Genomic DNA, 24,435 nt, shown 5'->3' on the forward strand with positions numbered 1-24,435 from the left:
CTTACATATGCCCCACTTCAGCCGGCAGCTCATAGAAGCTGGCATGGCGGTAGACCTTGTCTTCGGCGGGGTCGAACAACGGGTCTTTTTCGTCTGGCGACGAGGCGGTGATCAGTGCCGAGGGCACTACCCAGAGGCTCACCCCTTCGTTGCGGCGGGTGTACAGCTCACGGGCATTTTCGATGGCCATGGCGGCGTCGGCGGCATGTACGCTGCCGACATGCTTGTGGTTCAAACCGTGCTTGCTACGCACGAAAACTTCGAAAAGGGTCCACTCGGACATCTCGGCTACTCCAGATCAGGCGGCGTTCTTGTTGTGTTTTTTACGGGCATGAGCAACGGCGGCGGCACGTACCCAGGCACCGTCTTCGATGGCCTTGCGACGGGTAGCGAGGCGTTCCTGGTTGCAGGGGCCGTTGCCCTTGAGCACCTCGTAGAACTCTTCCCACTGAATCGCACCGAAGTCGTAGTGGCCGCGTTCAGCGTTCCATTTCAGCTCCGGGTCGGGTGCGGTGCAGCCCAACAGTTCCAGTTGCGGTACGGTCTGGTCGATGAAGCGCTGGCGCAGTTCATCGTTGCTCTGGCGCTTGATCTTCCAGGCCATCGATTGCGCGCTGTTGGGTGAGTGTTCGTCGCTTGGGCCGAACATCATCAGGGCAGGCCACCACAGGCGATTGATGGCGTCCTGAACCATGTCCTTCTGTGCCTGGGTACCGTGACGCATCATGGTCAGGAGGATTTCGTAGCCCTGGCGCTGGTGAAAGCTCTCTTCCTTGCAGATACGGATCATTGCCCGCGAGTAGGGGCCGTAACTGGTGCGCTGCAGCACGACCTGGTTGACGATCGCGGCGCCGTCGACCAGCCAGCCAACGGCACCCATGTCCGCCCAGTTCAGGGTCGGGTAGTTGAAGATGCTGGAGTACTTGGCTTTGCCGCTGTGCAGCTTGGCGACTTCTTCGTCACGGTCGGCACCCAGGGTTTCCATGGCGCTGTACAGGTACAGGCCGTGGCCCGCTTCGTCCTGGATCTTGGCCATCAGTTGCAGTTTGCGCTTCAGGCTAGGGGCGCGAGTGACCCAGTTGCCTTCGGGCAGCATGCCGACGATTTCCGAGTGGGCGTGCTGGGAAATCTGTCGAATCAGGGTTTGCCGGTAGGCATCGGGCATCCAGTTCTTCGGTTCGATCTTGATTTCCGCATCGATCTTTTCCTGGAACGCGCGCTCCTGCTCGGACATCTCCTCCAGCGTCTTGAGGCGTTTTACGCCGGTCTCAACCAGTTGTGCGTACATGCTGTGTCTCCAGCCTTGAGGGGTGGGCTTGGGCCTGGCAGTAGTTATAAGTGATACATAATCAAATATCAAACACAAAAATACGTGTCGTATAAAATTTTTGTATCGCTTTTACCCGAACGGCGGGCGAAAAAAAGCCCCGCCGAAGCGAGGCTCTTTTCGTGCTGCTGGAATAGCCCTTATGGGGCGGGTTACGTGCGCTTGTCGAACACCCGACAGGCCTTGCCTTCGGAGCGTTTAATCGAAAACACGGGCTGCAGCACGATACGTGCACTGATGCCGATGTGGGTTTTGATGTGTCGGCTCAGATCGCCGCACAGGGCTTTCTGCTGATCCTCGCCAAGGTGCTGTTGGTCGGGTCTGAGCTCAACGTGTACATCGAGGCTGTCGAGATTGCCATTGCGATACAGATACATCTCGTAGCACTCGGAAAGCTGTTTTATTTTCAGGACCTGTTCCTCGATCTGGGTCGGGAACACGTTGACACCCCGGATGATCAGCATGTCGTCACTACGTCCGGTGATCTTGTCGATGCGTCGCATCGGTCGGGCAGTGCCAGGCAGCAGGCGAGTGAGGTCGCGGGTGCGATAGCGAATCATCGGCAGCGCCTCTTTGCTCAAGGAGGTGAACACCAGTTCGCCCAACTCACCATCAGGGAGTACCGCCCCGGTCACCGGGTCGATGATTTCGGGATAGAAGTGGTCTTCCCAGACGGTAGGCCCGTCCTTGCTTTCCGCACACTCCATGGCGACGCCCGGCCCCATGATTTCCGAAAGGCCGTAGATGTCCAGGGCCGTGATGCCCAGGCGCGACTCAAGGGCGCTGCGTAGCTCAGGTGTCCAGGGCTCGGCGCCGAAAATACCCAGGCGCAGGGCCAGTTGGTGCGGGTCGATGCCTTGGCGCTCGATTTCATCGGCAATGTTCAGCATGTAGGACGGCGTGACCATGATGATGTCGGGCTGGAAGTCACGGATCAGTTGCACCTGCTTCTCGGTCTGGCCACCGGACATCGGAATCACTGTACAGCCGAGGCGTTCGGCACCGTAGTGGGCGCCAAGGCCGCCTGTGAACAAGCCATAGCCGTAAGACACGTGAACTTTGTCGCCTTTGCGCCCACCGGCGGCACGGATCGAGCGGGCGACCACGTTGGCCCAGGTGTCAATGTCGTTCTGGGTGTAGCCGACCACGGTTGGCTTGCCGGTGGTGCCGCTGGACGCGTGCAGCCTGACGACATCGTGCATGGGCACGGCGAACATGCCGTAGGGGTAGTTGTCGCGCAGATCGGCCTTGTAGGTAAACGGGAGTTTTGCCAGGTCGTCGAGGCTGCGGATGTCGTCGGGGTGTACGCCGACTTCGTCGAAGCGCTGACGGTACATGGGGACATTCTGGTAGGCGTGACCGAGGCTCCAGCGCAAGCGCTCCAGCTGATGCTGGCGCAGTTGGTCGATGCTGGCGGTTTCCATCGGGTCGAGCACGGCGGCATTGCTGATCTGCATGTTCATGGGTTCACTCAAATTGTTTTTGTAAGGGCCGGGGCTACCGGCCTGAGTGCATGACGCCAAGAATACCTTGGGCGCCATGGCCTGGGGTGTACGTTCAGCCGTCAAGGCGTTCGATGATCAGCGCAATGCCCTGGCCTACACCGATGCACATGGTGCACAGGGCATAGCGCGCCTGACGTTCCTCCAACTCGATCAACGCGGTGGTCACCAGGCGGGCGCCGCTCATGCCCAGCGGGTGCCCCAGCGCGATCGCGCCACCATTGGGGTTGACCCGTGGATCATCGTCGGCGATGCCCAGTTCGCGCAGCACTGCCAACCCTTGTGCGGCAAAGGCTTCATTGAGCTCAATGATATCCATGTCGGCCAGGCTCAGGCCCGACCGCTCCAGAACCTTGCGGGTAGCCGGTACCGGGCCAATGCCCATGATCCGTGGTTCAACCCCGGCGGTGGCCATCGCCACGACCCGGGCGCGAGCTTTCAGGCCATAGCGCTGGGCTTCGGCGCGGCTGGCCAGGAGCAGGGCGCAAGCGCCGTCGTTGACGCCGGAGGCATTGCCTGCGGTGACCGTGCCATTGGCGCGGAACGGGGTACCGAGTTTCTGCAATTGTTCCAGCGTGGTTTCGGCGCGCGGGTGTTCGTCGTATTCGACCACCTTGGGTGGGCCTTTGCGCTGGGCGATCTGGACGGCGATGATTTCCTTGGCCAGTCGGCCACGGGCCTGCGCCGCGGCGGTGCGCTGCTGGCTACGCAAGGCGAACGCGTCCTGATCGGCACGGGAAATGTTGAACTGTTCGGCGACGTTCTCTGCCGTTTCCGGCATGGAATCGATGCCGTACTGCTGTTGCATCAGCGGGTTGACGAAACGCCAGCCAATGGTGGTGTCGAACAGCTCCGCCTGGCGCGAAAAAGCCTGCTCGGCCTTGCCCATGACCAGTGGTGCACGGGACATCGACTCGACGCCTCCGGCCAGCATCAATCCGGCTTCGCCACTGCGAATGGCCCGGGCCGCACTGCCGATGGCATCTAGGCCCGAGCCGCACAGGCGGTTCAGGGTGGTGCCGGGCACGCTCAGCGGCAAACCGGCCAACAGGGCAGACATGCGCGCGACGTTGCGATTGTCTTCGCCCGCCTGGTTGGCGCAGCCGTAGTACACATCGTCAATGGCGCTCCAGTCCAGTTGTGGGTGGCGCTGCATCAGTGCAAGCAGCGGAACCGCACCGAGGTCGTCAGCGCGCACGCCACTGAGCGCTCCGGCGTAGCGGCCAATGGGGGTGCGCAGGGCATCAATGATCAATGCGTCGTTCATGCCGGGGTCTCCGTGTTCAGCACGCTGCCGCGCACTTTGTAGGACTTGCCGTGAAACAGGGCGATCAGTTCGCCCTGCTGGTTTTCAATGCGTACGTCGTAGTTGCCGGTACGGCCGCTGCGGCTTTGCTCGGTACACACCGCCGTCAACGTGTCGCCGAGTCGTGCCGGGGCGATGTAGTCGATGCTGCATCCAATCGCCACGGTGGCATCGTTGTAGCTGTTGCAGGCAAAAGCGAAGGCCGAATCCGCCAGGGCGAACAGGTAACCGCCGTGGCAGGTGCCGTGGCCCTGGAGCATGTCCTCGCGCACGCTCATGCCGACCCGCGCACTGCCAGGGCCGGTGGCGAGTAGGCGCATGCCCATGCCCTGGCTGGCCTGGTCGCGTTGGAACAGGGCCTGGGCGCAGCGGCTGGCCAGATCAAGACAGTCATTCATGGAACAGTGCTCCTTCGGCCAGTAGCCGACGCAGTTGCAAAGAAGGACGGTAACGTTCTTCGCCGTAAGCGGCCTGCAGGTTGCCCAGCACCTGGACAACCCGCTCGATACCGATGGCATCCGCCCAGGCCAGGGGGCCGCAGGGATAGTTGACCCCCGCGCACATGGCCAGATCCAGGTCCTGAGCGCTGGCAACGCCTTGCAACAGGGCGTCAGCCGCTTCGTTGGCCAGCATGGCGACGGTACGCAGTACACACAGGCCCGGGCTGTCCCGCAGGGCGCTGACGGCGATACCGGCACGGTTGAGCAGTGCGACGACCTGGTCGCGGGCCAGCGTAGTGGTGTCTGCCGCAGTGCTGATGGCCAACCGAGAGGCTTGTTGGTAATCAAGGGCGAGGTCGAGCAGGACCAGATTGTCCAGACCCTCCTCACGGGCCCGTTTGCTGGCCAATCGACCATCACTCAGCGCCACGGTGGCATCGCCGACCCGCAGCACGCCGCGGCCTGCTCGGCGTACCACGCTGATGCCGCTGGCTGCCAGTCGCGTGACCAGCGGTTCGAGCAGGCCGCTTTCGCCTTCCACGATCAGTTGCTCGACCACGGCGGTGCTGTGCAGGTTGCTCGGCTGGGGGCGCACAGCACCTTCACGGTAGTCATAAAAGCCAAGTCCACGCTTGCGACCCAAGTGGCCAGCGTCGACCAACTCTTTCTGGATCAATGAAGGCTGAAAGCGCATGTCCTGGTAGTAGGCGTCGAACACTGAGCAGGTGACGGCATAGTTGACGTCGTGTCCGATCAGGTCTGTCAGCTCGAAGGCGCCCATGCGAAAACCACCGGCTTCGCGCAACAGTGCGTCGAGGCTGGCGCAATCGGCCACACCTTCCTGCAGCAGACGCAGGCTTTCGGCATAGAACGGGCGAGCCACGCGGTTGACGATAAAGCCCGGCGTTGAGCGCGCCAGCACCGGTGTTTTGCCCCAGGCACGGGCGGTGGCCAGGATGCAGGCTGCAACCTCTGGATCGGTGGCCAGGCCGCTGATCACTTCAACCAGTGCCATTAACGGTGCCGGGTTGAAAAAGTGCATGCCGACAACCTGGGCCGGGCGTTGAAGGCCTGCCGCCAGGCGGGTGATGGACAGTGACGAGGTGTTGCTGGCCAGGATGCAGTCACTGCGGCACAGGCGTTCCAGTTCGCTGAACAGTGCCTGCTTGACCTCCAGGTTCTCGACAATGGCCTCGATCACCAGCCCGGCATCAGCCAGGGCCTCAAGGCTGTCGGCTGGCTGCAGCCGGGCGATGCAATCGGCCTTGGCGGTGGCCACCAGCTTGCCGCTGGCAACGCGTTTGGCCAGCTGTTGGTCGATGTTGGCGATCGCCTGCGCGGCCGCGCCCGGACGATTGTCGTACAGCCGTACCGGGTGCCCGGCCTGGGCGGCCACTTGTGCGATGCCGGCCCCCATGGCGCCTGCGCCGATCACTGCGATCAGGGTGTGCGGGTTCAAGGCGGGCATGTTCAGCACCCCTTGAACACTGGGGTGCGCTTGGCCATGAAGGCGCTCACCCCTTCACGGTAGTCTTCGCTACGCCCGGCCAGGCGCTGGAGGTCGCGCTCGAGTGTCAGTTGCTGCTCGAAGGTGTTGTCCAGGCTGGCGTGCAGGCTACGTTTGATCAGGGCCAGGCCATAGGTCGGCTGAGTCGCCAGGTGTCGGGCCAATTTCAGTGCTTCATCACGCAAGTCGGCATCGTCGACACAGCGGTAGATCAAGCCCCACTCCACGGCCTGCTCGGCGCTCAAACGATCACCCAGCAGGGCCAGGGCCTTGGCCCGAGCCATACCGACCAATCGAGGCAGGGCCCAGGTGCCGGCAGAGTCGGGAATCAGGCCAATCTTGCAGAATGCCTGGATGAAGCTTGCTGAGCGGGCGGCCAGCACCAGGTCGCAGGCCAGCGGAATGTTGGCGCCGGCACCGGCGGCCACGCCGTTGACCGCACAGATAACCGGCATTGGCAGCTCACGCAGCGTGCGGATCAACGGGTTGTAGAAACGCTCGATGGATTCGCCCAGGTCTGGCACTGCTGCACCTGGCGCGACATTGCGGTCGCCCAGGTCCTGACCTGCGCAGAAGCCACGCCCCTCGGCAGTGAGTAACAGTACCCGCGCCTCGCCGCTCTGACGCACTGTCTTGAGTGCCTGGCGAACCTCTTCATGCATCTGGGTATTGAAACTGTTCAGTTGCTCGGGGCGATTGAGGCTGAGGCGTGCAACGCCGTCTTCAATGGAAAACAGAATGTGTTCAAACGTCATGGTGGCTGCCTTTGGTTGCAGGTCTGTCAATGTCGCGAAACGAACGCAGGGGCTTACTGGCCGTTGAAGCGGGCTGGGCGTTTTTCCTGGAAGGCGCGAATACCCTCGTTTCGGTCGGCGGTGCCGGCGAGCAAGGTAAAGGCGTTGCGTTCAAAGCGCAGGCCGCTGGCCAGGTCGAGGTCCTGCGCCTTCAACAGCGCTTCCTTGGCCAGGCGTACCGCCAGCGGGGCCTTGTTGGCGATGGTGCTAGCGATCTGCAGGGCGCGTTCGACCGTCAGCTCTGGTGGTGTGATTTCACTGACCAACCCGGCCTCCATTGCACGGCGCGCACTGATGGGCTCGCCGCTCAGGACCATCTGCATGGCCAGCGATTTGCCAACTGCGCGCAGTAACCGTTGGGTGCCGCCTGCGCCCGGCATGATCCCCAGATTGATTTCGGGTTGACCGAACTGAGCATCTTCGCCAGCGATCAGGATGTCCGCGTGCATGGCCAGCTCACAGCCGCCGCCCAGGGCATAGCCGTTGACTGCAGCGATCAAGGGCTTGGCGAAGCCGGTGATGCGCTGCCAGTGGGCCTGGCGGGGGTCGTTGAGCATGCCGACGAGGTCGCGCTCAGCCATTTCATTGAGGTCGGCGCCTGCCGCAAACGCCTTGCGGCTCCCGGTCAGCACCACGGCGCGGATGGTGTCGTCGTGGTTGCAGCGTTCCAGTTCGTTCGCCAGTTCGGCGAGCAGTTCGGTGCTGAGTGCGTTCAGAGCCTGAGGGCGCTGCAGGGTGATCAGGCACACCGCCTGGTGGGATTGCACGGCAAGTGTTTGCGGCATGGCAAGGACTCTCGCAAGGCGGACGCGGCCTTTGGCCGGACTGGTTTTTTGGACGGGCCCCAGGGCCGTTTTTCCAGAGTATAGCCACAACGTGATACGCAAATACAATACTAAAATAAAATAGCGTGTCTTAAATTCGCGGGTCTCTTACTCGCGCCGCTCACTATTTTTGCCGATTTTTGTTGTGGAATTAGTGATTTCTGGATGTTTGGCGCTGTTGCAATGTGATACAAGAAAGACGATTTTGCAGCGAACAAAATTCCAGCTTTAGACGCGAGGAGCGTGCCTATGACGTGTTACAGCCTCGATGGACTGACGCCAGTGGTTGATCCAACGGCTTACGTTCACCCATCCGCCGTGTTGATCGGTGATGTGATCATCGGCCCGCGTTGCTATGTCGGCCCACTGGCCAGCTTGCGCGGTGACTTCGGTCGGATCGTGCTGGAGGAGGGCGCGAACGTTCAGGACACCTGTGTGATGCATGGTTTTCCGGACAGCGACACGGTAGTTGAACGCAATGGCCACGTCGGTCACGGCGCGGTACTGCACGGATGCCGGGTCGGTGCAGATGCCTTGATTGGTATGAATGCAGTAGTGATGGATAACGCGCATATCGCCGCGCGTTCATTCGTTTCGGCCGGTGCGCTGGTCAAGGCTGGTTTCAGTTGCCCAGAGCAATCGTTGGTGCTGGGTTCACCTGCGCAGGTCAAGCGCCGGCTCAGCGATGAGGAAGTGGCCTGGAAGCAGGCCGGTACGCGCGAGTATCAAGTGTTGGCGCAACGCTGCATGGCCTCGCTGCAGGAATGCACGCCACTGAGCGTCGTCGAGGCCGACCGCCGCCGTATCCATGACAGCGGGTTGCGCCCCAAGTCGTCGGGCAGCGCCTGAACAGCGCCCCGGCTGTGCCCTGAATGGTCATTGCTGACTGCCAGGGGTATATTTCTTATTTTTCGACCGGAACGCCCATGTCGTCCCTAGCTCCGCTCACTCAACTGATCGACCGTTTCCAGCAGCAAACGCCCATTCGCGCCAGTTCGTTGATCATCACGCTCTACGGTGATGCCATTGAGCCACATGGCGGTACCGTGTGGCTGGGAAGCCTGATCCAGCTGCTCGAACCCGTTGGGATCAACGAGCGCTTGATTCGCACATCCATTTTTCGCTTGACCAAGGAGAACTGGCTAACGGCTGAAAAAGTCGGGCGGCGCAGCTATTACAGCTTGACCGGCACGGGACGGCGTCGTTTCGACAAGGCCTTCAAGCGGGTCTACGCCAGCACTTTACCGGCCTGGGACGGCTCGTGGTGCCTGGCAATGTTGACTCAACTGCCGGCCGACAAGCGCAAGCAGGTGCGTGAAGAGTTGGAGTGGCAAGGCTTTGGTGCGATTTCTCCGGTGGTGCTGGCGTGTCCACGTTGCGACCGGGCCGATGTGAATGCCACGCTTCTGGACCTCGGCGCACAGGAAGACACACTGCTGTTCGAGACCACCGCACAGGATGTGATGGCTTCAAAAGCACTGCGCATGCAGGTTCGCGAGAGTTGGAACATCGATGAGTTGGCGGCGCATTACAGCGAGTTCATCCAGTTGTTCCGGCCACTGTGGCAAAGCCTGCGCGAGCAGGAGCAACTTGACCCACAGGAATGCTTCCTGGCGCGCATCCTGCTGATTCATGAGTACCGCAAGCTGCTGCTGCGTGACCCGCAGTTGCCTGACGAATTGCTCCCTGGCGATTGGGAAGGGCGTGCAGCGCGGCAGTTGTGCCGGAATATCTATCGGTTGATCTATGCGGCAGCCGAGCAGTGGCTGGAGTCGGCGATGGAGACCGCCGACGGGCCGTTGCCGGATGCCAGCGCAGGGTTCTACAAACGCTTTGGCGGCTTGCCGATCGGCGCCGGGCCTGGCAGCGAAGCCGATACAGCGGACTAGCAGAAGCTGGCTCAGCTACCGTCTGGCGCGGGCAGGAGGTGCTTGGCCCACGGCCGGTAATGCAATTCAAATACGGCCTGAGGATGGCAGCCTGTGGTGGTTTGCGGTGGTGCGGGGGCGGCCTTGAACGGTTGACCTTCCGTGCTGGTTTGGCGAAACGCTTCACGGATGATGCCAATCTCGCAGGCGAGCGCTGCCGCGTACTGCTGGCGGACGAACTCAGGCAAGCGCCCGGTCCCCGCGCCGTCCTGCCACCATACCGTCAGGCCGAGACGGGCCAATGCCTCCAGCCACTGTGCTTGTCCGTTCGGTGACAGCTTGCCAGTGCTGAAAACACTAAGGTGCATGGGGCCACCTGCTTCGCGCAGGAAGGCTTGCAGCAGCGTGTGCAGCGCCTCACGGCGGTCGGCCTGTTGGAAGTGCAGGTCATCCAGTTCCATGGGCAGGTACCAACCGCTGACCGGAAGCGCCCAGGTGTCCTTTAGCCGTTGCTGCTGAGCCAGCGATTGGCCCAGTTGTGCTTTCCAGTAGGCGATCAGGCCCGCGCCGTCCAGTTCGTCGATACGCCTGTAGTAGGCGTCGTCCATGTGCAGCCCGAGTACCAATTGCAGGCCCTGTTCATGGGCCAGGCGCAGGCTGTTGGCGAGCCAACCCTGGGCGCCGCCAAAGTCCTCGCTGCCGTAGCGGCTCCATTGCACGATCAGGGTCTGGACGCCCTGGTTTGCGGTTTCGCGCCAGAGGGTGCGCCACTGTGCCGGACTCAGCGCCGCATCGCGGCTGAGCGGCTGGTAAAACAGACGTTCGTCAGCATTGACCAGAACACTCAGTATCAGCAGTAGCACACCCAGTACGTATCGCCCCATCAGAAGTTCAACTCCACGCCCAGGAGCACGCCGTTGGCCTGCTCATATAGATTGCCGCCCAGCGCCTGCTGGTATTCGGTGCGAACTGTCAGATGGCCGCGGTAGGCGTTATAGCGGTCGTCATCGAACCACCATTGCCAGCGCAGGCCGAGGCCGGTGCGCAGGTCCTGACGCCAGTCGTTGCCGGGATCCTGGCTGGAAAACGCCAGAAAACCATAGGGCATCAGTGTTTGCGGGCGGGTAGCTGGCAGTTTCCAGGTATGCCCCTGCTGGAATCGTGATGTCCACTGGTGTTCACCAGCATGCGTCCACCAGGCGGCGTCCAGGTAGAGAAACCGTTCACTCCAGTGGTTCTCCTCGACACGCCAGTCATTGCGGTAGTCGCCTTGATCGAGGAACGAAGCAGTCGCGCGTAGCAGCAGGTCATTGCTGCTCTGGGCATTGCCGCGCAGGTCGCCATAGTTGTCAGCGACCTTGCCGGGGCTGAGCAGTTGGCCGAGGCTGAGGCCGCTGTAGTGCTGATCGTCGATCTGGCGTTGCTGGTACAACTCGGCGTACAGGTTCAGGTTGGTGGTGCCGAATGGTTTGTAGCGCAGGCCAAGCCCGGTCCCCATGCTTTGAGCATAGTTGCTGCGGTCCTGGCCGCCGAACAGCACTCGGCCATACACCGACAGTGTGCTGCCGTTGCGGCTCGGCTCATCACCCAGGGCATGGTCCCACAGGGCCAACTGAACGTTCTGCGAGGCGGCACGGCGTTGTGGGTTGTTGCTGCGCAGGGTGTCGTTGGTCGAGACGCCGGCCGGCGACCAGGTGCTGGCCAAACTGATGCTGTCGCGTTGCGAAAGGCTCTGATGGGCGCGGCGTTGCCGGTACACACGGGCGGCGAGGCGGGTGTCATCGGTTCCGTCGTCCACCATGTTCTGTTCCAGGTCGATGATACGGCGCAGTTCCTGGCGGGCGGCCGCGCTGTTTTCAACCTCGTCGTAGCGCCAGGCCAGGGTTTCGCCGATGCGGTAGTCTTCTGGAAAGTCGTGGCTGGCCTGTATCAGGTAGGGCAGCGATTGCCTGCGCAGTTGTGGTGTGTCGGCGGCGGCCAGTCGCACGCCGTAGTCGGCGCGATAGCGCGGGTTGTCGGGGGCGAGCCGTGCCGCTTCTGCCAGCCATTCACGGCTCTGTTGTGGGTCGTTGGCGTGTTGTGCAGTCACGGAGGCTGCATAGTAGTGATCGGCGCGCGGCTGATGGCGCAGGGCTTCGCGTTGCAGGGCCATGGCTTCGGCAGAAGCGCCACGGCGTTGCGCAATGGCCGCGCCCAATGCCCAGTCGTCGGCGCTGCTGTGTGGCGCAGCACGCCAATGCTCCCAGGCCTCTTGAGTATGGTTGCTGTTCAAGGCGCTACGGGCGGCGGTGAGTCGGGCATTGGCCGTCCACTGCTCGGGGGGCAGTTGCTGCCAGATCCTGTAGGCGGCTTCGGCGTCGCCCGCCGCGTCCAGTGCATAGGCCAATGGCACTTGGCTGGCCGGGTCGCCACGGCGTACGGCCGCCTGGTAATAGGCGACGGCCTCGCCGGGGCGTTCTGGCATCGCGCAGCGGCCCAGTGCACGCAGCTCACCGATTTCACGAGGTATTGGCGGGGTCGCAGCGCGAACGACCTCGCAGTGACCACTCTGTGCCAAGCGTGCCAGCAGTTGCTCGCGGCTGGCGCTGTCGAGTTGCGGGATCAGGGTTTTCGCACGGCCTGCATCCAGTGGTCTGTCGACGCGGCTGTACAATCCACCTAACCGTTGCAGTAACACCGGTGGCCAGGGGCCTTGGCGACGGTCGTAGGCCTGTTCGAGCAGTTGTTGTGCACGGTCATCCTGATGGTGTGTGAGTTGCAGGTAGGTCGCCTGATCCAGCGCCTCCAGGCTACCGTTGAGGTGGTAAAGGCGCTCCCAGGCATCAATGGCTTCACCTGGGCGATCGAGAGGATGCGCCACTGCTTCGACCGGCAGGCGTTGGGCCAAGGCCCTGCGGTCGCTTTGCTGGACGAGTTCCCTCAGTTGCTGACGCCGTTGCGGTTGCTCAAGGTCCTGCTTGGGTAATGCTTGCAGCCAGCGCAGCGCCAGGTTTTTTTGATCCAGCGCGATGGCTCGGTCGATCATTGCCAGGCGCATTTGGCGTGCCGCTTCGGCAGACGGCGGCTTGGCCAACAGTGCGCTCAGTGCTGTTTCGTCCAGGCGCTGGACGTAGGCATTGGCCAGGCGCCGCCACGGTTCTTCAGGCAACGGCCCGCGCGCGGCCAAAGGCGCGAGCTGTGCGATGGTTTGCTCACTGTTGTGCAGTTGCTCGGCCCAGTTGGCGCGCGCCATGCGCAGCAGACGATCATCACCTTTGCCTGGCAGTTGGTCGAGCCAGTCCAATGCCCGTTGGGCGCCCCCGAATTTGGCCAGGCTCAGGCTATAGGCTTGCCATAAGCGTATGCGTTGCGTGAGGTCACTGTCCGCGATCCAGCGCTCGACCTGGCTTTTACCGGGCGGGTCTTGCTCAATCCAGGTCAGGCGCAGTTGCAGCAGGGTGTCGGCGTGATCTGCGCTGGCGCCAAAGGCTTCGGCCACCTGTTCAGCCTCGCGGTAGCGTCGTTGCCGGGTAAGCGCCTCAATCAGCAGGGCGCGTGCATCATCGTTGTTGGGTACTTTCTCAAGCAGGTGCCGGGTCAACCGCTCGACCTCTTGCCAGTTGTTGTTGCGCGCCTCGCGGTAGCTGCGGTCCATATAGGGGAAGCTGCGGAATCGCTCAAAACTACTGAGCGGCGCGGCGAGCGTCTGTGAACTGATACACGCCACCAGCAGGCTGGCAGCAATCAGCAGTGGACGTCGTTTCATGCCACTTCCTGCGCCATCTGATAGGCGATCCGCAGCTCGGCGGCCTGCTCGGCGAGCGCTTCCTGAAGAACCTCGGCGGTAATCAAACCGCGCGCCACCAGGTGCTCGCCGATCGACATCTGCTCCGGGTTGTAGTCAATGAGTACCTGATTGAACAGGCTGCTTGGCAAGATGCCACGCACCTGCAGCAGTGCGCCAAGCATGACCTGGTGATGGCTGACCCGCTCAAGGAGCGCAGCGTCGTCCTGATGCTTGGCCAGCACTGCGAGCATTTGCCGCGTGTCCTCCGGTTGCCAGGGGCTGGGGTAGTGATAACTCAATCCCAGGGTGACTCGCCCTTGGGGGGCCAATTGGCAACGTACGGGACGTTTCAACTGGCGACTGATCACCCCTAGAGCTACCTGGCTGACAGGCCCCTCGCTGGCCAGAACCAGCGTTGGGCCGTCTTCAGCGACCGGCAGCACCGCATAAAGAATAGCCAGCCGACGAGGCAACCGGGCAATCAGCGCCGGGGGAATGTTGAACGGGTTGAGCGGCGCCCACGCCATGTCAAATTGCTCGGCAAGTGCCTGGACCAACTGCTCGCTGTCGATCAACCCTCGCAATAGCAGCTCACGCCCCAGGCGCCGGCGTACCGGGCTGGTCAGGGCATCCTGCAGTTGTGCTTCGCTGATCAGCCCCTTGGCGACCAAACGCTGCCCCAACGGTTCGCGCATGGGGGTGGTCAGGGCCGGAAACTCGTGAGTGGTCTTGTCCCAGGCGACCCGTCGCGAGTCGCCCATCTCCAGGACTTGGCGCAGGGCACGCAGGTTGGCGAAAAAATTGACGAAATTGCTCCACATCATTCGGGGTGCCGAAAGCAGGCCCTCAATGATGCCGTAGTAACGGGTGACGAAATAACCGCGCTGAAGCAAACGATTGATCAACAGCAGGCCGTTGAGCCAGAGCAGCGTCGACAACAGGGCGCTGTCGGACAGGATGGACGGGAAGCGCCAGGCGTCGGGTGCGATCACCGTCACCAGCCACATGGCCAGCAACACCAGGAACAACAGGTTAACCAGAAAGCTCAGCAGGTAGGCAAACAGCCCGCGGCGATCGCGCCAGAGGAAGTAGTTGAGTGCCCCGATGCGGCTCCAGCCCAGGTTGCTGGTGCCCTGAAAGACAATCCCCACGATCCAGCGCGACTTCTGGCGGATCGCGTTTCGCCAGTCACGCGGGAAGTGTTCGCGCACGCAGATAACCTGGGCAAATTCACGGCTCATGCCCCAGTGCCATTCGCGCTTGAGCGCCAGTTGCGGGTCGCTTATCGAATAGCGGGCAAAGATGCACTTCATGCCTTTGTGCTTGAGCCTGAAGCCGATGTCGTAGTCTTCGGTCAGGCTCTGTACATCGAATGCGATACCGTCACCGTCTTCAAGCAGTGCCGTGATAGCCCGGCGGCTGAAGCAGGTGCCGACACCTGCGCTGGGAACCTGGCCGCTGAGCGCTTCGCGGACAATCACATCCTTGCCATGGTTTTCGGCGAACTCATCGACGTAATGACCTGCCGTGAACCCGTGCCATTGGGGGGCGAAGGGGTAGACCGGTATCTGAATCATGTCCTTGTCGGGCAGCAAGTAGTTGAACAGCCGCAACTCCATCGGCGAGATGACATCCTCGGCGTCATGCAGGATGAAACCGGCGAACTCGATCCTCGCATCGCGCTGGAAGCGCAGGATCGCGTCGATGATGTTGTTCAGGCAGTCGGCCTTGCTGGTGGGGCCGGGGCGGGCACAGATGACTTTGTGAACGTTGGGATAATGCAGGCACACCGCGTCGACATCGGCCTGGGTTTGCGGGTCGTTGGGGTAGGTGCCGACAAAAATCTGGTAGTTCTCGTAATCCAGGGTGGAGGCCGCCAGGCGGGCCATCTCGCCAACGACGCCCACTTCGTGCCAGGCAGGCACCATGATTGCCAGCGGTTTTTCCGGTACCTCGAACAGGCGGCGTTCGTCGGCGCGCGCATATTTGTCATAGATGCGAAAGCGCCGTATGAGTTTGCGCAACCAATAAATCAGGTCGATGAACAGATCGTCGAGCCCGAGCAGGAACATCAGGCTGGCCAGTACGATGGCCAGCAACTTGAGGCCGAACAGCACGTAGGTCACGGCGTCGACCAGGCCCAGGCTCATGACATCTCTCGCCCGTTGGCGTTGTCCTCGAGCCAGCGGCTCAGTCGTTCGGCAATGCGCTCGCTGGCATGCCCGTCACCGTAAGGGCTGAGCACCCGGCTCATGTGCTGGTAGAGGTCGGGCTCTTCAAGCAGGCGGCTGGTTTCCTTGACGATCCGTTCGGTCTGGGTGCCCACCAGCAATACCGTGCCACCCTCCAGCACCGAGGGGCGCTCTGTTACCTTGCGCAGCACCAGCAGTGGCTTGCCCAATGCCGGTGCCTCTTCCTGGATTCCTCCGGAATCGCTCAGGATCAGGTAGGCGCGGTCCATCAGCCAGACAAAGTGTCGATAGTCCTGAGGGGGAACCAACAGGATGTTTGGTTGATGCGAAAGCACCGAGTAGACGGCCTTCTGGACGTGCGGATTAAGATGCACCGGGTAGACGAACTGAACCTCGGGGTAGCGCAGGGCCAGCTCGGCGATGGCCAGGCAGATACGCTCAAAGCCATGCCCGAAGTTTTCCCGGCGATGGCCGGTGATCAGCACCATGCGCTGGTCATCACGCAAAGCCGACAGCGGCGAGCCGATTGCCGGTTTCCAGTGGCTGCTCTTGAGGTGTTCGCGCATCCACAGCAGGGCATCGATGACCGTATTGCCGGTCACTTCGATCTGCTCCAGCACGACCCCTTCGCGCAGCAGGTTATCGCGGGCCTTCTTGGTGGGGGGGAAATGCAGGTTGGCGATGATCGTGGTCAGACGACGATTGGCTTCCTCGGGCCAGGGCGCCTTGAGGTTTCCGGTACGCAGGCCGGCCTCGACATGGGCGATGGGGATATGGCGGTTGAAGGCGCAGAGTGCAGCGATGAAGCTGGTGGTGGTGTCGCCGTGAACAAGGACGATATCCGGGTTCACCCGCTCGTAGTAAAGGTCGAGCTTACCCAGCAACTGTTGGGATAATCCGTTGAGGCTCTGGTTGTCGGTCATGACCTGAAGGTCGATATCGACGGTCAGGCCGAAGTCCTTCAGAACGTGATTGAGCATTTCCCGGTGTTGCCCACTGGAGCAGATGTTCAGCGCTATGTTGGGCCATTGGCGCAATACCCTCGCCAGCGGCGCCATCTTGATCGCTTCGGGGCGTGTGCCGAAAACCATCATGACTTTATAGGGCATGTTCGTGCTCCTCATAGCCTCCTTGCGCGTGCTAAAAGTTGTACGGTAATCATGTCCTGTAAAAGTTAGATACAAGCAGTTGCCCGAAAGCTTGTCCAATCGCTTGGTCGGACGCTTGAGGCCCAGCGGGGCAGCAGGCCTTGCACAAGTCGTTGACGTGAGGGGGAGACCTGAGCTAGTTTCCTTCTCATGACTTTACTCCCGCATTTGCCTCAGCACAGCATTATTACCGCCATTATCGTTTTGGCGGGCTAGCTGGCACTTGCACCGAACCCGCCCTGGAGGCGGGTTCTTTCTCTCTCTCCTGGGCACTTTGAAAAAAACCAGGAGTCACCGATGACCAGCCTTACCGCTTGCCCCAGCGTACCCACCGTCTTGACCACGATGCTGTCGGACTATGTGCGCAGGATTCTTGCCGCACCGGTGTATGACCTGGCCATTGAAACACCACTGCAATCGGCCCGTGCACTATCGGCTGCCTTGGGCAACGAGGTGTTGCTCAAGCGTGAAGACCTGCAGCCCACCTTTTCCTTCAAGATCCGTGGCGCGTATACCCGACTGAGTGCCTTGACTGCCGCCCAGCGCGCCTGTGGCGTGGTCACTGCGTCGGCAGGCAATCATGCTCAAGGCGTTGCCTTGGCCGCCCGCGAGTTGGCCATGACCGCCACCATCGTAATGCCAACCACCACCCCTGAACTGAAGGTCGAAGGTGTGCGCTCCCGTGGTGGCCACGTGGTGTTGCACGGTGACAGCTTCCCTCAAGCCCTGGCTCATGCGCTGACGTTGGCCGACACCGAGGGCATGACCTTTGTGCCGCCCTTCGATGACCCGGACGTCATTGCCGGGCAGGGCACTGTCGCCATGGAAATCCTTCGTCAGCAGCCTGGCAACCTGGATGCGATCTTCGTGCCGGTCGGTGGTGGTGGGTTGATCGCGGGGATCGCGGCGTATGTGAAGTACCTGCGTCCGCAGGTCAAGGTCATTGGTGTCGAACCGGCGGACTCCAACTGCCTGCAAGCGGCCATGGCGGCCGGGGAGCGGGTGGTACTGTCACAGGTCGGCAGTTTCGCTGACGGTGTGGCCGTGGCGCAGATCGGTGCGCATTGTTTTGACGTGTGCCGTCACTTCGTGGATGAGGTGATCACGGTTGGCAACGATGAAGTCTGCGCGGCGATCAAGGATATCTACGACGACACCCGTTCGATCACTGAACCATCGGGCGCATTGGCTGTCGCCGGCATCAAGCGGTATGTGGCGTCGCGCGGTGTGACGGGGCAGACGCTGGTGGCCATCGACTCGGGGGCCAACGTCAACTTCGACCGACTGCGTCACGTAGCCGAACGCGCAGAACTGGGGGAGCAACGTGAAGCGATCATCGCGGTGACCATCCCGGAACAACCCGGCAGCTTCAGGGCGTTCTGCCAGGCGCTGGGAAAGCGTCAGATCACCGAGTTCAATTACCGCTACTACCCCGGCAAGGAGGCTCGCCTGTTCGTGGGCGTACAAACCCACCCCCAGCGGGATCCTCGTGCGCAGTTGTTGGCGAGCCTGCGTGATCAGGGCTACAGCGTGCTCGACCTGACGGATAACGAACTGGCCAAGCTACACATTCGTCACACGGTTGGCGGCCATGCTGGCCCCAATGCCAACGAACGGGTCCTGCGCTTTGAGTTTCCAGAGCGCCCAGGCGCCTTGCTGGCGTTCCTTGAACGGCTGGGCAAGCGCTGGAACATCAGCCTGTTTCACTACCGTAACCACGGTGCGGCTGAGGCCCGGGTATTTACCGCTCTCGAAGTGCCAGAAGAGGAACGTGCCGAGTTACCCGCGATGCTGGACGCCATAGGCTATCGCTACTGGGACGAAACGGATAATCCGGCCTACCAGTTGTTTCTGGGTTAAGCCCAGCGTTGCCGCAGATCAACACGCCGTTCAGTCTACAGGTAGATCCTGAGTGCAATCGCACATTGCATGAGGGATCGGATCATGAGCAGTACGTTTTTCATTCCAGCGGTCAACATCATGGGCATCGATTGCCTGGCAGAGGCAATGGATGCCATTGCCGGCTACGGTTTTCGCAAGGCCTTGATCGTCACCGATAGCGGCCTGGCCAAGGCCGGTGTTGCCGAGAGGATTTCCGAGCAGCTGGCGGTGCGCGACATCGATGCCGCCATTTTTGACGGTGCCAAACCCAACCCCAGCATCGCCAATGTCGAGCAAGGGCTGGCCCTGCTGCAGCGTGAGCGCTGTGACTTTGTCATTTCATTGGGCGGTGGTTCGCCCCATGACTGTGCCAAGGGCATCGCGCTGTGTGCCACCAACGGCGGGCATATCCGTGACTACGAAGGTGTTGACCGTTCGGCCAAGCCGCAATTGCCACTGATTGCGATCAACACCACCGCCGGCACCGCCAGTGAAATGACGCGTTTCTGCATCATCACCGACGAGGCCCGCCACGTAAAAATGGCCATTGTCGACCGTAACGTGACACCGCTGTTGTCGGTCAACGACCCGGCCTTGATGGTAGCCATGCCCAAGTCACTGACCGCTGCAACCGGTATGGATGCGCTGACCCATGCGATTGAGGCGTATGTGTCGACGGCAGCCACGCCGATTACCGATGCCTGCGCGCTGAAAGCGATAGCGTTGATCAACGAGAACCTGCGTCAGGCCGTGAACGAAGGCTCCGACCTCAAGGCCCGCGAGAACATGGCCTATGCGCAGTTCCTGGCGGGCATGGCATTCAACAATGCCTCGCTGGGGTATGTGCATGCGATGGCTCACCAGTTGGGTGGCTTCTATGACTTGCCGCATGGCGTCTGTAATGCCGTGCTGCTGCCTCATGTGCAGCGCTTCAACGCCAGCGTCAGTGCCACGCGCTTGCGCGATGTGGCCACGGCCATGGGCATCGAAACCAACGGCCTGAGCCCGGAGCAGGGTAGTGATGCGGCCATCGCCGGGATCGTCAGCCTGGCACGGGCTATCGACATTCCGGTTGGCTTGGCGGTGCTCGGTGCCCGCGAAGAGGATATCCCGACGCTGGCGGCCAATGCGCTGAAAGACGCCTGCGGCCTGACCAACCCACGCCCGGCGAACCAGGCCGAGATTGAAGCCATCTTCAAGGCTGCGTTCTGATGTAACGTGGCGCCGGTCAGCCCGGCGCCACGTTGATCAAACCACCCATGACAGCAGCATGATGAAGATGATGCCGACCACGGAGAGGATGGTCTCCATCATGCTCCAGGTCTTGAACGTCTGCGCTACGGTCATGTTGAAGTACTGCTTCACCAGCCAGAACCCCGCATCGTTGACGTGAGACAGGATCAACGAGCCAGCCCCGGTGGCCAGTACCAGCAATTCGCGGTTCACCCCGGGAATCATCCCGATCACCGGCGCAACGATTCCCGCGCCCGTGATGGTTGCGACCGTCGCTGATCCTGTGGCGATGCGAATCACCGCCGCTACCAGCCAGGCGAGCATGATGGGCGAAATCTGCGCCTGGACGGCCATCTGCCCGATGACATTGCCGACACCGGTATCGACCAGCATTTGCTTGAAGCCACCGCCGGCGCCAACGATCAGCACGATGGCGGCAGTAGGGGCCAGGCTTTGGTCCAGCAGTTTCATGATCTGCTGGCGGTTGAACCCGCGGGCTGAGCCAAAGGTATAGAACGCCAGCAACAGCGCGGCGAGCAGGGCGGTGATCGGGTGTCCGATCAGGTCCATCCACTGGCGGAAGATGTGCTCGGCGGGCAGCACAACGTCAGCGAAGGTTTTCAGCAGCATCAGGAACACTGGCAACAGCACGGTCATCAGCGTCACGCTGAAGCTCGGCAGGTTCTGCTGGTCGGACTCACGCGCAATCTGCTCCATCAATGCCTGTGAGGGTGAGCCTGGGATATAACGCGAGATGAAGTTGCCATACAGCGGGCCAGCGATGATGGCGGTCGGCAGGGCAACGATCAGTCCGTAGAAAATCGTCTTGCCAATATCAGCATTGAAAATGCCAATCGCCAGCAGCGGACCTGGATGCGGCGGCACCAGCCCGTGTACCACTGACAGGCCGGCGAGCAACGGGATGCCGATCTTGATCAGCGACACACCGGAGCGTCGGGCAACGATGAATACCAGCGGGATGAGCAAGACGAAACCGATCTCGAAGAACAGCGGAATGCCCACCAGAAAGGCCGCGAACATCATGGCCCAATGGACGTACCGTTTGCCGAACGCACGGATCAGTGTCTGTGCGATCTGGTCGGCCCCGCCAGAGTCGGCCATCAGTTTGCCGAGCATGGTACCCAGTGCCAGGACAATACCGACGAAACCGAGCACACCGCCGAAACCGTCTTGAAATGACTTCATCACCTTGGCCACCGGCATTCCGGAGGTCAGGCCGAGGAAACCGGCAGCCAGTGTCAGGGCGACGAAGGGGTGGACTTTAAAGTAGGTAATCAGCAGCACCAGGCCGATGATGGTGAGCAGGGCGTCCAATAGCAGGTACGTGTCAGTTGCCAGTCCGAACATGGTTCAGAGCCTCATATTGTCTTTATTTTGGGCAGTATGGGTGGTGCTTGAAATGCCTGAGATAGCGCTATCTTTGGTGAGCCGGAAAATCAGCTTTGGTCAGGCTGTTTGCGCCAGTACCGACTCACCGCAGGGCTTTAGCCATTGGTCCACCCTGGTTGCCAACTGATCGACCGGCAAGGTGGCATCCAGCACCAATGTCAGCGGCTCGTCATGGGGGGCTTCAAGTGCTGCGAACTGGCTGTCGATCAGGCTGGCGGGCATGAAATGCCCCGGACGGGCGCGGACGCGTCGGGTGGCTTCTTCTGGGGACAATTCGAGAAAGACGAAACACAACGCCGGCACGGCATCACGCAAGGTCTGCCGGTAACGTTGCTTGAGGGCTGAGCAGGTGAGAATAGGGCGTTCACCTGCGGCGATCGTAGCCTGCAACTCTTCAGCCAGGCGTATCAACCAACCGGCGCGGTCGTGGTCGTCGAGTGGAATGCCGGCGCTCATTTTTTCGATGTTGGCGGCTGGATGAAAGGCATCGCCTTCGATCAAGTGCCCACCACTGCGTTCGGCAATAGCTGAACCAATGCGGCTCTTGCCGCATCCAGCTACACCCATTACCACTATCGCGGCCTGGGAAGTGTTCATCGGTACCTCCTGCAGAGCAAGATAGCGCTGTCTTTGGCCGGTAGAAAGATTGGCTCGGACGCTACCTGCCCAGATGTTATTGATTTTGTATTAGCAGTCTGGGTGTTCCTTGCAGCACGCACGCAGTTTTGCATTGCCTGACGCATGAGACAGCGCTACCTTAGTGCTCGTTCCCCATTCTTTGCAAGACAAAAATATCAGGCCCATGACCCGAATCGGCTCCCGCACTACCGGTCGTCCCACCCTGGCAGAAGTGGCCAGGCTTTCCGGGGTTTCCCCGATCACAGCGTCCCGCGCATTGCGCGGTGTCAGTACGGTTGCCCCGGAGCTGGTAGAAAAAGTCCAGGTGGCCGCGGCGACACTGGGCTATGTCGCCAACCCGGCTGCGCGTGCATTGGCTTCGGCGCAAAGCCAGTCGGTGGTCGTGCTGATTCCGTCCTTGTCCAACCACTTGTTCATCGACACGCTCGAAGCGATCCATGAGGTCATGCGCCCGCGCGGGTTGGAGGTATTGATCGGTAACTACCACTACGACCTTGCCGAAGAGGAGAACCTGATCCGCAACTACCTGGCCTATCAGCCCTGCGGCATTCTGCTTACAGGCTTCGATCGCACCGAGGCAGCGCAGCGGATGTTGAGCGCCAGTGCTGTGCCCTGCGTACACATGATGGAACTTGGCAACGCAGAAGGGGTGATCTCGGTAGGGTTCTCCCAGCGCGACGCTGGCCGCGCAGCCGCGCAACACCTGTTGGCCCGGGGGCGACGCCGGCTGGGCTTTATCGCCGCACAGCTGGATCCTCGTGTCATGCAGCGGGCTGAAGGTTTTCGCCAGGCGCTGGCCGAAGCGGGGCTGCAAGCGCCGGAGCTGGAATTGCTGGCACCACAACCCTCATCCATTGGCCTGGGCAGTGAGCTGTTCAGCCAGTTGATTGCCCAACACCCTGACCTCGACGGTATTTTCTTCTGTAACGACGACCTGGCGCAGGGCGCGATATTTCAAGCGTTGCGCCAGGGGATTGCAGTGCCAGAGCGTGTCGCGATGGTGGGGTTCAACGACTTGCCATCATCGGCTCACCTGGTGCCCCGGTTGACCTCGATACGAACGCCACGCGCCGCTGTAGGGCGTTGTGCGGCGCAAGCACTGCTGGCGGTGCTGGACGGCAAGAAAGGCCTGCAACCGGCACAGGACCTGGGCTTCGAGCTGGTTGTTCGCGAAAGCACCTGAGCCTGTGCTGAACGAATGCAGGGTGATGGCTTTTTGCTTGCGAGTGGCTAAGGGTGATCTATGCTCGGCAAAAAACGGCAAGGAGCTGAATGGCATGTTTGATTCTCATCGTAAGGCCGATCTTGCAGAAATCGAGCGGTGTAATCGGGCATTGGCTGATGCAAACGGGAAGTTGACCGCTATCAGCCAATCCATGGCGATCATCGAGTTCAGCCCGGACGGGGTGATACTCGAGGCCAACGACAACTTTTGCCTCACTATGGGCTACACCCTTGAGGAAATACACGGCAAGCATCACCGTATCTTCTGCGAAGAAACGTTCGCCAAGAGTGAAGCCTATCGCCAGTTCTGGCGTGACCTGGCCCATGGCAACCCCTTGAGCGGCACATTTGCGCGTTTGACCAAGGCCGGGCAGGAGGTTTGGCTTGAAGCCAGCTATATGCCGGTCTTCGACGCTGACCACCAGCTGACCCGTATCATCAAGGTGGCCTCGAACGTCACCCAACGGGTGACCCAGGAGCACGAGGCCAAGAGCCTGATAAATGCTATCAGCCGCTCCATGGCGGTCATCGAGTTTACCCCCGAAGGCAGGGTGATCCATGCCAACGAAAACTTCCTCACGACCATGGGTTATCGTCTGGACGAAGTCGTGGGCCGGCACCATGGCCTGTTTTGCCTGCCACGTGAGCGCGAGTCGGCAACTTACCGGGAATTCTGGGCCTCGTTGAACCGTGGCGAATACCATTCGCACCGTTTTGAACGGGTCAACAAACGGGGGCAGGTTGTGTACCTGGAGGCGTCCTACAATCCGATCTTCGATACCAAGGGACGGTTGTACAAAGTGGTCAAGTTCGCCCGCGACATCACGGCTCAGGTCAGTACCCAGCAGTCTGCCGCGGAGGCTGCTCATGCGACTTCATTGCAAAACGACGCCTGTGCGCGAAAAGGCTCACAGGTCGTACAGCAGGCGGTTCACGTGATCGAAGAGATCTCCGAAGAGCTCAACGCTGCTGCGCGCAGCCTTGATGCCGTCAGCCAGCAATCCAAACTGATTGCGCAGATCGTCCAGACCATTGGCGGTATCGCCGACCAGACCAACCTGCTGGCACTCAATGCGGCCATCGAAGCCGCGCGTGCAGGCGATCATGGCCGTGGATTCGCGGTAGTTGCCGACGAGGTGCGTAGCCTGGCTTCTCGGACCAGCAAGGCCACGTTGGAGATCGTCGATGTCGTGCAGCAGAATCAAGACCTGTCGCTGAACGCAGTGGCGAGCATGCAGTCGAGCCTGTCTCGCACCGGGCGTGGTGTTGAGCTGGCAAACGAGGCGGGTGAGGTGATTCTGGAGATCCAGCAAGGCTCGCAGCATGTGGTCGATGCAATCAGTCAGATCAACTCGACACTCATGCTGAAGTGAG

At 61.2% G+C, this 24,435-nt stretch carries 19 protein-coding genes and 2 pseudogenes; 7 read left to right on the forward strand and 14 right to left on the reverse strand.

The features are described 5' to 3' along the window. Position 1: 1 nt before the first annotated feature. From paaB to paaF, 8 genes are all read right to left on the reverse strand, one after another. A complete protein-coding gene (gene paaB, locus CYD26_RS07740; protein ID WP_065758393.1) occupies positions 2-283 on the reverse strand; it encodes a 1,2-phenylacetyl-CoA epoxidase subunit PaaB in 282 nt (93 codons plus the stop codon). 15 nt (positions 284-298) lie between these two features. Next, on the reverse strand, positions 299-1,288 hold the full coding sequence (gene paaA, locus CYD26_RS07745) for a 1,2-phenylacetyl-CoA epoxidase subunit PaaA (RefSeq protein ID WP_065758394.1): 990 nt from the start codon (positions 1,286-1,288) through the stop codon (positions 299-301). 191 nt (positions 1,289-1,479) lie between these two features. Continuing rightward, positions 1,480-2,790: a phenylacetate--CoA ligase PaaK gene (paaK, locus tag CYD26_RS07750; RefSeq protein ID WP_102052291.1), complete on the reverse strand. Its 1,311-nt coding sequence runs from the start codon at positions 2,788-2,790 to the stop codon at positions 1,480-1,482. Between the two features lie 94 nt (positions 2,791-2,884). Further along, a complete protein-coding gene (gene pcaF / locus CYD26_RS07755) occupies positions 2,885-4,096 on the reverse strand; it encodes a 3-oxoadipyl-CoA thiolase (RefSeq protein ID WP_102052292.1) in 1,212 nt (403 codons plus the stop codon). Then, a complete protein-coding gene (gene paaI, locus CYD26_RS07760; RefSeq protein ID WP_099774747.1) occupies positions 4,093-4,533 on the reverse strand; it encodes a hydroxyphenylacetyl-CoA thioesterase PaaI in 441 nt (146 codons plus the stop codon). The genes pcaF and paaI overlap by 4 nt, the downstream gene beginning before the upstream one ends. After that, positions 4,526-6,043 (reverse strand): 3-hydroxyacyl-CoA dehydrogenase PaaH, encoded by a 1,518-nt coding sequence (paaH, locus tag CYD26_RS07765; RefSeq protein WP_102052293.1) that lies wholly within the window; start codon positions 6,041-6,043, stop codon positions 4,526-4,528. The genes paaI and paaH overlap by 8 nt, the downstream gene beginning before the upstream one ends. 2 nt (positions 6,044-6,045) lie before the next feature. Continuing rightward, positions 6,046-6,837, reverse strand: a complete 792-nt coding sequence (gene paaG / locus CYD26_RS07770; RefSeq protein WP_102052294.1) for a 2-(1,2-epoxy-1,2-dihydrophenyl)acetyl-CoA isomerase PaaG — start codon at positions 6,835-6,837, stop codon at positions 6,046-6,048. A 53-nt stretch (positions 6,838-6,890) separates the two neighbouring features. Continuing rightward, positions 6,891-7,661, reverse strand: coding sequence for a 2,3-dehydroadipyl-CoA hydratase PaaF (gene paaF / locus CYD26_RS07775; RefSeq protein ID WP_102052295.1), 771 nt, complete (start codon positions 7,659-7,661; stop codon positions 6,891-6,893). 288 nt (positions 7,662-7,949) lie between these two features. Here paaF and paaY point away from each other — a divergent pair, with 288 nt between their 5' ends. Both paaY and paaX read left to right on the forward strand, forming a co-directional pair. Then, on the forward strand, positions 7,950-8,549 hold the full coding sequence (gene paaY, locus CYD26_RS07780) for a phenylacetic acid degradation protein PaaY (protein WP_102052296.1): 600 nt from the start codon (positions 7,950-7,952) through the stop codon (positions 8,547-8,549). A gap of 77 nt (positions 8,550-8,626) precedes the next feature. Next, positions 8,627-9,589, forward strand: a complete 963-nt coding sequence (paaX, locus tag CYD26_RS07785; RefSeq protein WP_102052297.1) for a phenylacetic acid degradation operon negative regulatory protein PaaX — start codon at positions 8,627-8,629, stop codon at positions 9,587-9,589. Between the two features lie 11 nt (positions 9,590-9,600). Here paaX and CYD26_RS07790 read toward each other — a convergent pair whose 3' ends face one another. From CYD26_RS07790 to wecB, 4 genes are read right to left on the reverse strand one after another with little or no spacing between them, the layout of a single operon-like run. After that, positions 9,601-10,452 carry a DUF4434 family protein gene (locus CYD26_RS07790; RefSeq protein WP_102052298.1) on the reverse strand — a complete coding sequence of 284 codons (852 nt, stop codon included), beginning with the start codon at positions 10,450-10,452 and terminating at the stop codon, positions 9,601-9,603. Next, positions 10,452-13,313 carry a phage receptor gene (locus CYD26_RS07795; protein WP_102052299.1) on the reverse strand — a complete coding sequence of 954 codons (2,862 nt, stop codon included), beginning with the start codon at positions 13,311-13,313 and terminating at the stop codon, positions 10,452-10,454. The genes CYD26_RS07790 and CYD26_RS07795 overlap by 1 nt, the downstream gene beginning before the upstream one ends. Next, positions 13,310-15,484 (reverse strand): cyclic di-3',5'-guanylate-activated glycosyltransferase NrfB, encoded by a 2,175-nt coding sequence (gene nrfB, locus CYD26_RS07800; RefSeq protein WP_102052300.1) that lies wholly within the window; start codon positions 15,482-15,484, stop codon positions 13,310-13,312. Before nrfB ends, CYD26_RS07795 begins: the two co-directional genes overlap by 4 nt. Next, on the reverse strand, positions 15,481-16,635 hold the full coding sequence (gene wecB / locus CYD26_RS07805) for a non-hydrolyzing UDP-N-acetylglucosamine 2-epimerase (RefSeq protein WP_102052301.1): 1,155 nt from the start codon (positions 16,633-16,635) through the stop codon (positions 15,481-15,483). The genes nrfB and wecB overlap by 4 nt, the downstream gene beginning before the upstream one ends. Positions 16,636-16,971: 336 nt before the next feature. Between wecB and ilvA the strand changes: the two genes are divergently transcribed. Beyond that, on the forward strand, positions 16,972-18,534 hold the full coding sequence (ilvA, locus tag CYD26_RS07810) for a threonine ammonia-lyase, biosynthetic (protein ID WP_102052302.1): 1,563 nt from the start codon (positions 16,972-16,974) through the stop codon (positions 18,532-18,534). 84 nt (positions 18,535-18,618) lie between these two features. After that, entirely contained in the window at positions 18,619-19,767 is a 1,149-nt protein-coding gene (yiaY, locus tag CYD26_RS07815) for an L-threonine dehydrogenase (RefSeq protein ID WP_102052303.1), read from the forward strand. Positions 19,768-19,803: 36 nt separating this feature from the next. Here the strand turns inward: yiaY and CYD26_RS07820 are convergent, their stop codons facing one another. Then, positions 19,804-21,156, reverse strand: coding sequence for a GntP family permease (locus CYD26_RS07820; RefSeq protein WP_102052304.1), 1,353 nt, complete (start codon positions 21,154-21,156; stop codon positions 19,804-19,806). A gap of 99 nt (positions 21,157-21,255) precedes the next feature. Next, positions 21,256-21,795 carry a gluconokinase gene (locus CYD26_RS07825; RefSeq protein ID WP_102052305.1) on the reverse strand — a complete coding sequence of 180 codons (540 nt, stop codon included), beginning with the start codon at positions 21,793-21,795 and terminating at the stop codon, positions 21,256-21,258. Between the two features lie 205 nt (positions 21,796-22,000). Between CYD26_RS07825 and CYD26_RS07830 the strand changes: the two genes are divergently transcribed. From CYD26_RS07830 to CYD26_RS25875, 3 genes and pseudogenes are all read left to right on the forward strand, one after another. Beyond that, positions 22,001-23,020 (forward strand): LacI family DNA-binding transcriptional regulator, encoded by a 1,020-nt coding sequence (locus CYD26_RS07830; protein WP_102052306.1) that lies wholly within the window; start codon positions 22,001-22,003, stop codon positions 23,018-23,020. 193 nt (positions 23,021-23,213) lie between these two features. Continuing rightward, positions 23,214-23,897: pseudogene (locus CYD26_RS25870) on the forward strand (PAS domain-containing protein); the annotation flags it as partial. A gap of 111 nt (positions 23,898-24,008) precedes the next feature. Beyond that, positions 24,009-24,434 (forward strand): annotated as a pseudogene (locus tag CYD26_RS25875) (methyl-accepting chemotaxis protein); the annotation flags it as partial. Position 24,435 lies beyond the last annotated feature (1 nt).

Origin of the sequence: Pseudomonas sp. FFUP_PS_473, from assembly GCF_002858665.1 — a bacterium.
Classification (GTDB): domain Bacteria; phylum Pseudomonadota; class Gammaproteobacteria; order Pseudomonadales; family Pseudomonadaceae; genus Aquipseudomonas; species Aquipseudomonas defluvii.

What these genes read in the sequence shown, in the direction of transcription:
- paaB (WP_065758393.1), bottom strand. Translation starts at nt 283, where the DNA reads ATGTCCGAGTGGACCCTTTTCGAAGTTTTCGTGCGTAGCAAGCACGGT.
- paaA (WP_065758394.1), bottom strand. Translation starts at nt 1,288, where the DNA reads ATGTACGCACAACTGGTTGAGACCGGCGTAAAACGCCTCAAGACGCTG.
- paaK (WP_102052291.1), bottom strand. Translation starts at nt 2,790, where the DNA reads ATGAACATGCAGATCAGCAATGCCGCCGTGCTCGACCCGATGGAAACC.
- pcaF (WP_102052292.1), bottom strand. Translation starts at nt 4,096, where the DNA reads ATGAACGACGCATTGATCATTGATGCCCTGCGCACCCCCATTGGCCGC.
- paaI (WP_099774747.1), bottom strand. Translation starts at nt 4,533, where the DNA reads ATGAATGACTGTCTTGATCTGGCCAGCCGCTGCGCCCAGGCCCTGTTC.
- paaH (WP_102052293.1), bottom strand. Translation starts at nt 6,043, where the DNA reads ATGCCCGCCTTGAACCCGCACACCCTGATCGCAGTGATCGGCGCAGGC.
- paaG (WP_102052294.1), bottom strand. Translation starts at nt 6,837, where the DNA reads ATGACGTTTGAACACATTCTGTTTTCCATTGAAGACGGCGTTGCACGC.
- paaF (WP_102052295.1), bottom strand. Translation starts at nt 7,661, where the DNA reads ATGCCGCAAACACTTGCCGTGCAATCCCACCAGGCGGTGTGCCTGATC.
- paaY (WP_102052296.1), top strand. Translation starts at nt 7,950, where the DNA reads ATGACGTGTTACAGCCTCGATGGACTGACGCCAGTGGTTGATCCAACG.
- paaX (WP_102052297.1), top strand. Translation starts at nt 8,627, where the DNA reads ATGTCGTCCCTAGCTCCGCTCACTCAACTGATCGACCGTTTCCAGCAG.
- CYD26_RS07790 (WP_102052298.1), bottom strand. Translation starts at nt 10,452, where the DNA reads ATGGGGCGATACGTACTGGGTGTGCTACTGCTGATACTGAGTGTTCTG.
- CYD26_RS07795 (WP_102052299.1), bottom strand. Translation starts at nt 13,313, where the DNA reads ATGAAACGACGTCCACTGCTGATTGCTGCCAGCCTGCTGGTGGCGTGT.
- nrfB (WP_102052300.1), bottom strand. Translation starts at nt 15,484, where the DNA reads ATGAGCCTGGGCCTGGTCGACGCCGTGACCTACGTGCTGTTCGGCCTC.
- wecB (WP_102052301.1), bottom strand. Translation starts at nt 16,635, where the DNA reads ATGCCCTATAAAGTCATGATGGTTTTCGGCACACGCCCCGAAGCGATC.
- ilvA (WP_102052302.1), top strand. Translation starts at nt 16,972, where the DNA reads ATGACCAGCCTTACCGCTTGCCCCAGCGTACCCACCGTCTTGACCACG.
- yiaY (WP_102052303.1), top strand. Translation starts at nt 18,619, where the DNA reads ATGAGCAGTACGTTTTTCATTCCAGCGGTCAACATCATGGGCATCGAT.
- CYD26_RS07820 (WP_102052304.1), bottom strand. Translation starts at nt 21,156, where the DNA reads ATGTTCGGACTGGCAACTGACACGTACCTGCTATTGGACGCCCTGCTC.
- CYD26_RS07825 (WP_102052305.1), bottom strand. Translation starts at nt 21,795, where the DNA reads ATGAACACTTCCCAGGCCGCGATAGTGGTAATGGGTGTAGCTGGATGC.
- CYD26_RS07830 (WP_102052306.1), top strand. Translation starts at nt 22,001, where the DNA reads ATGACCCGAATCGGCTCCCGCACTACCGGTCGTCCCACCCTGGCAGAA.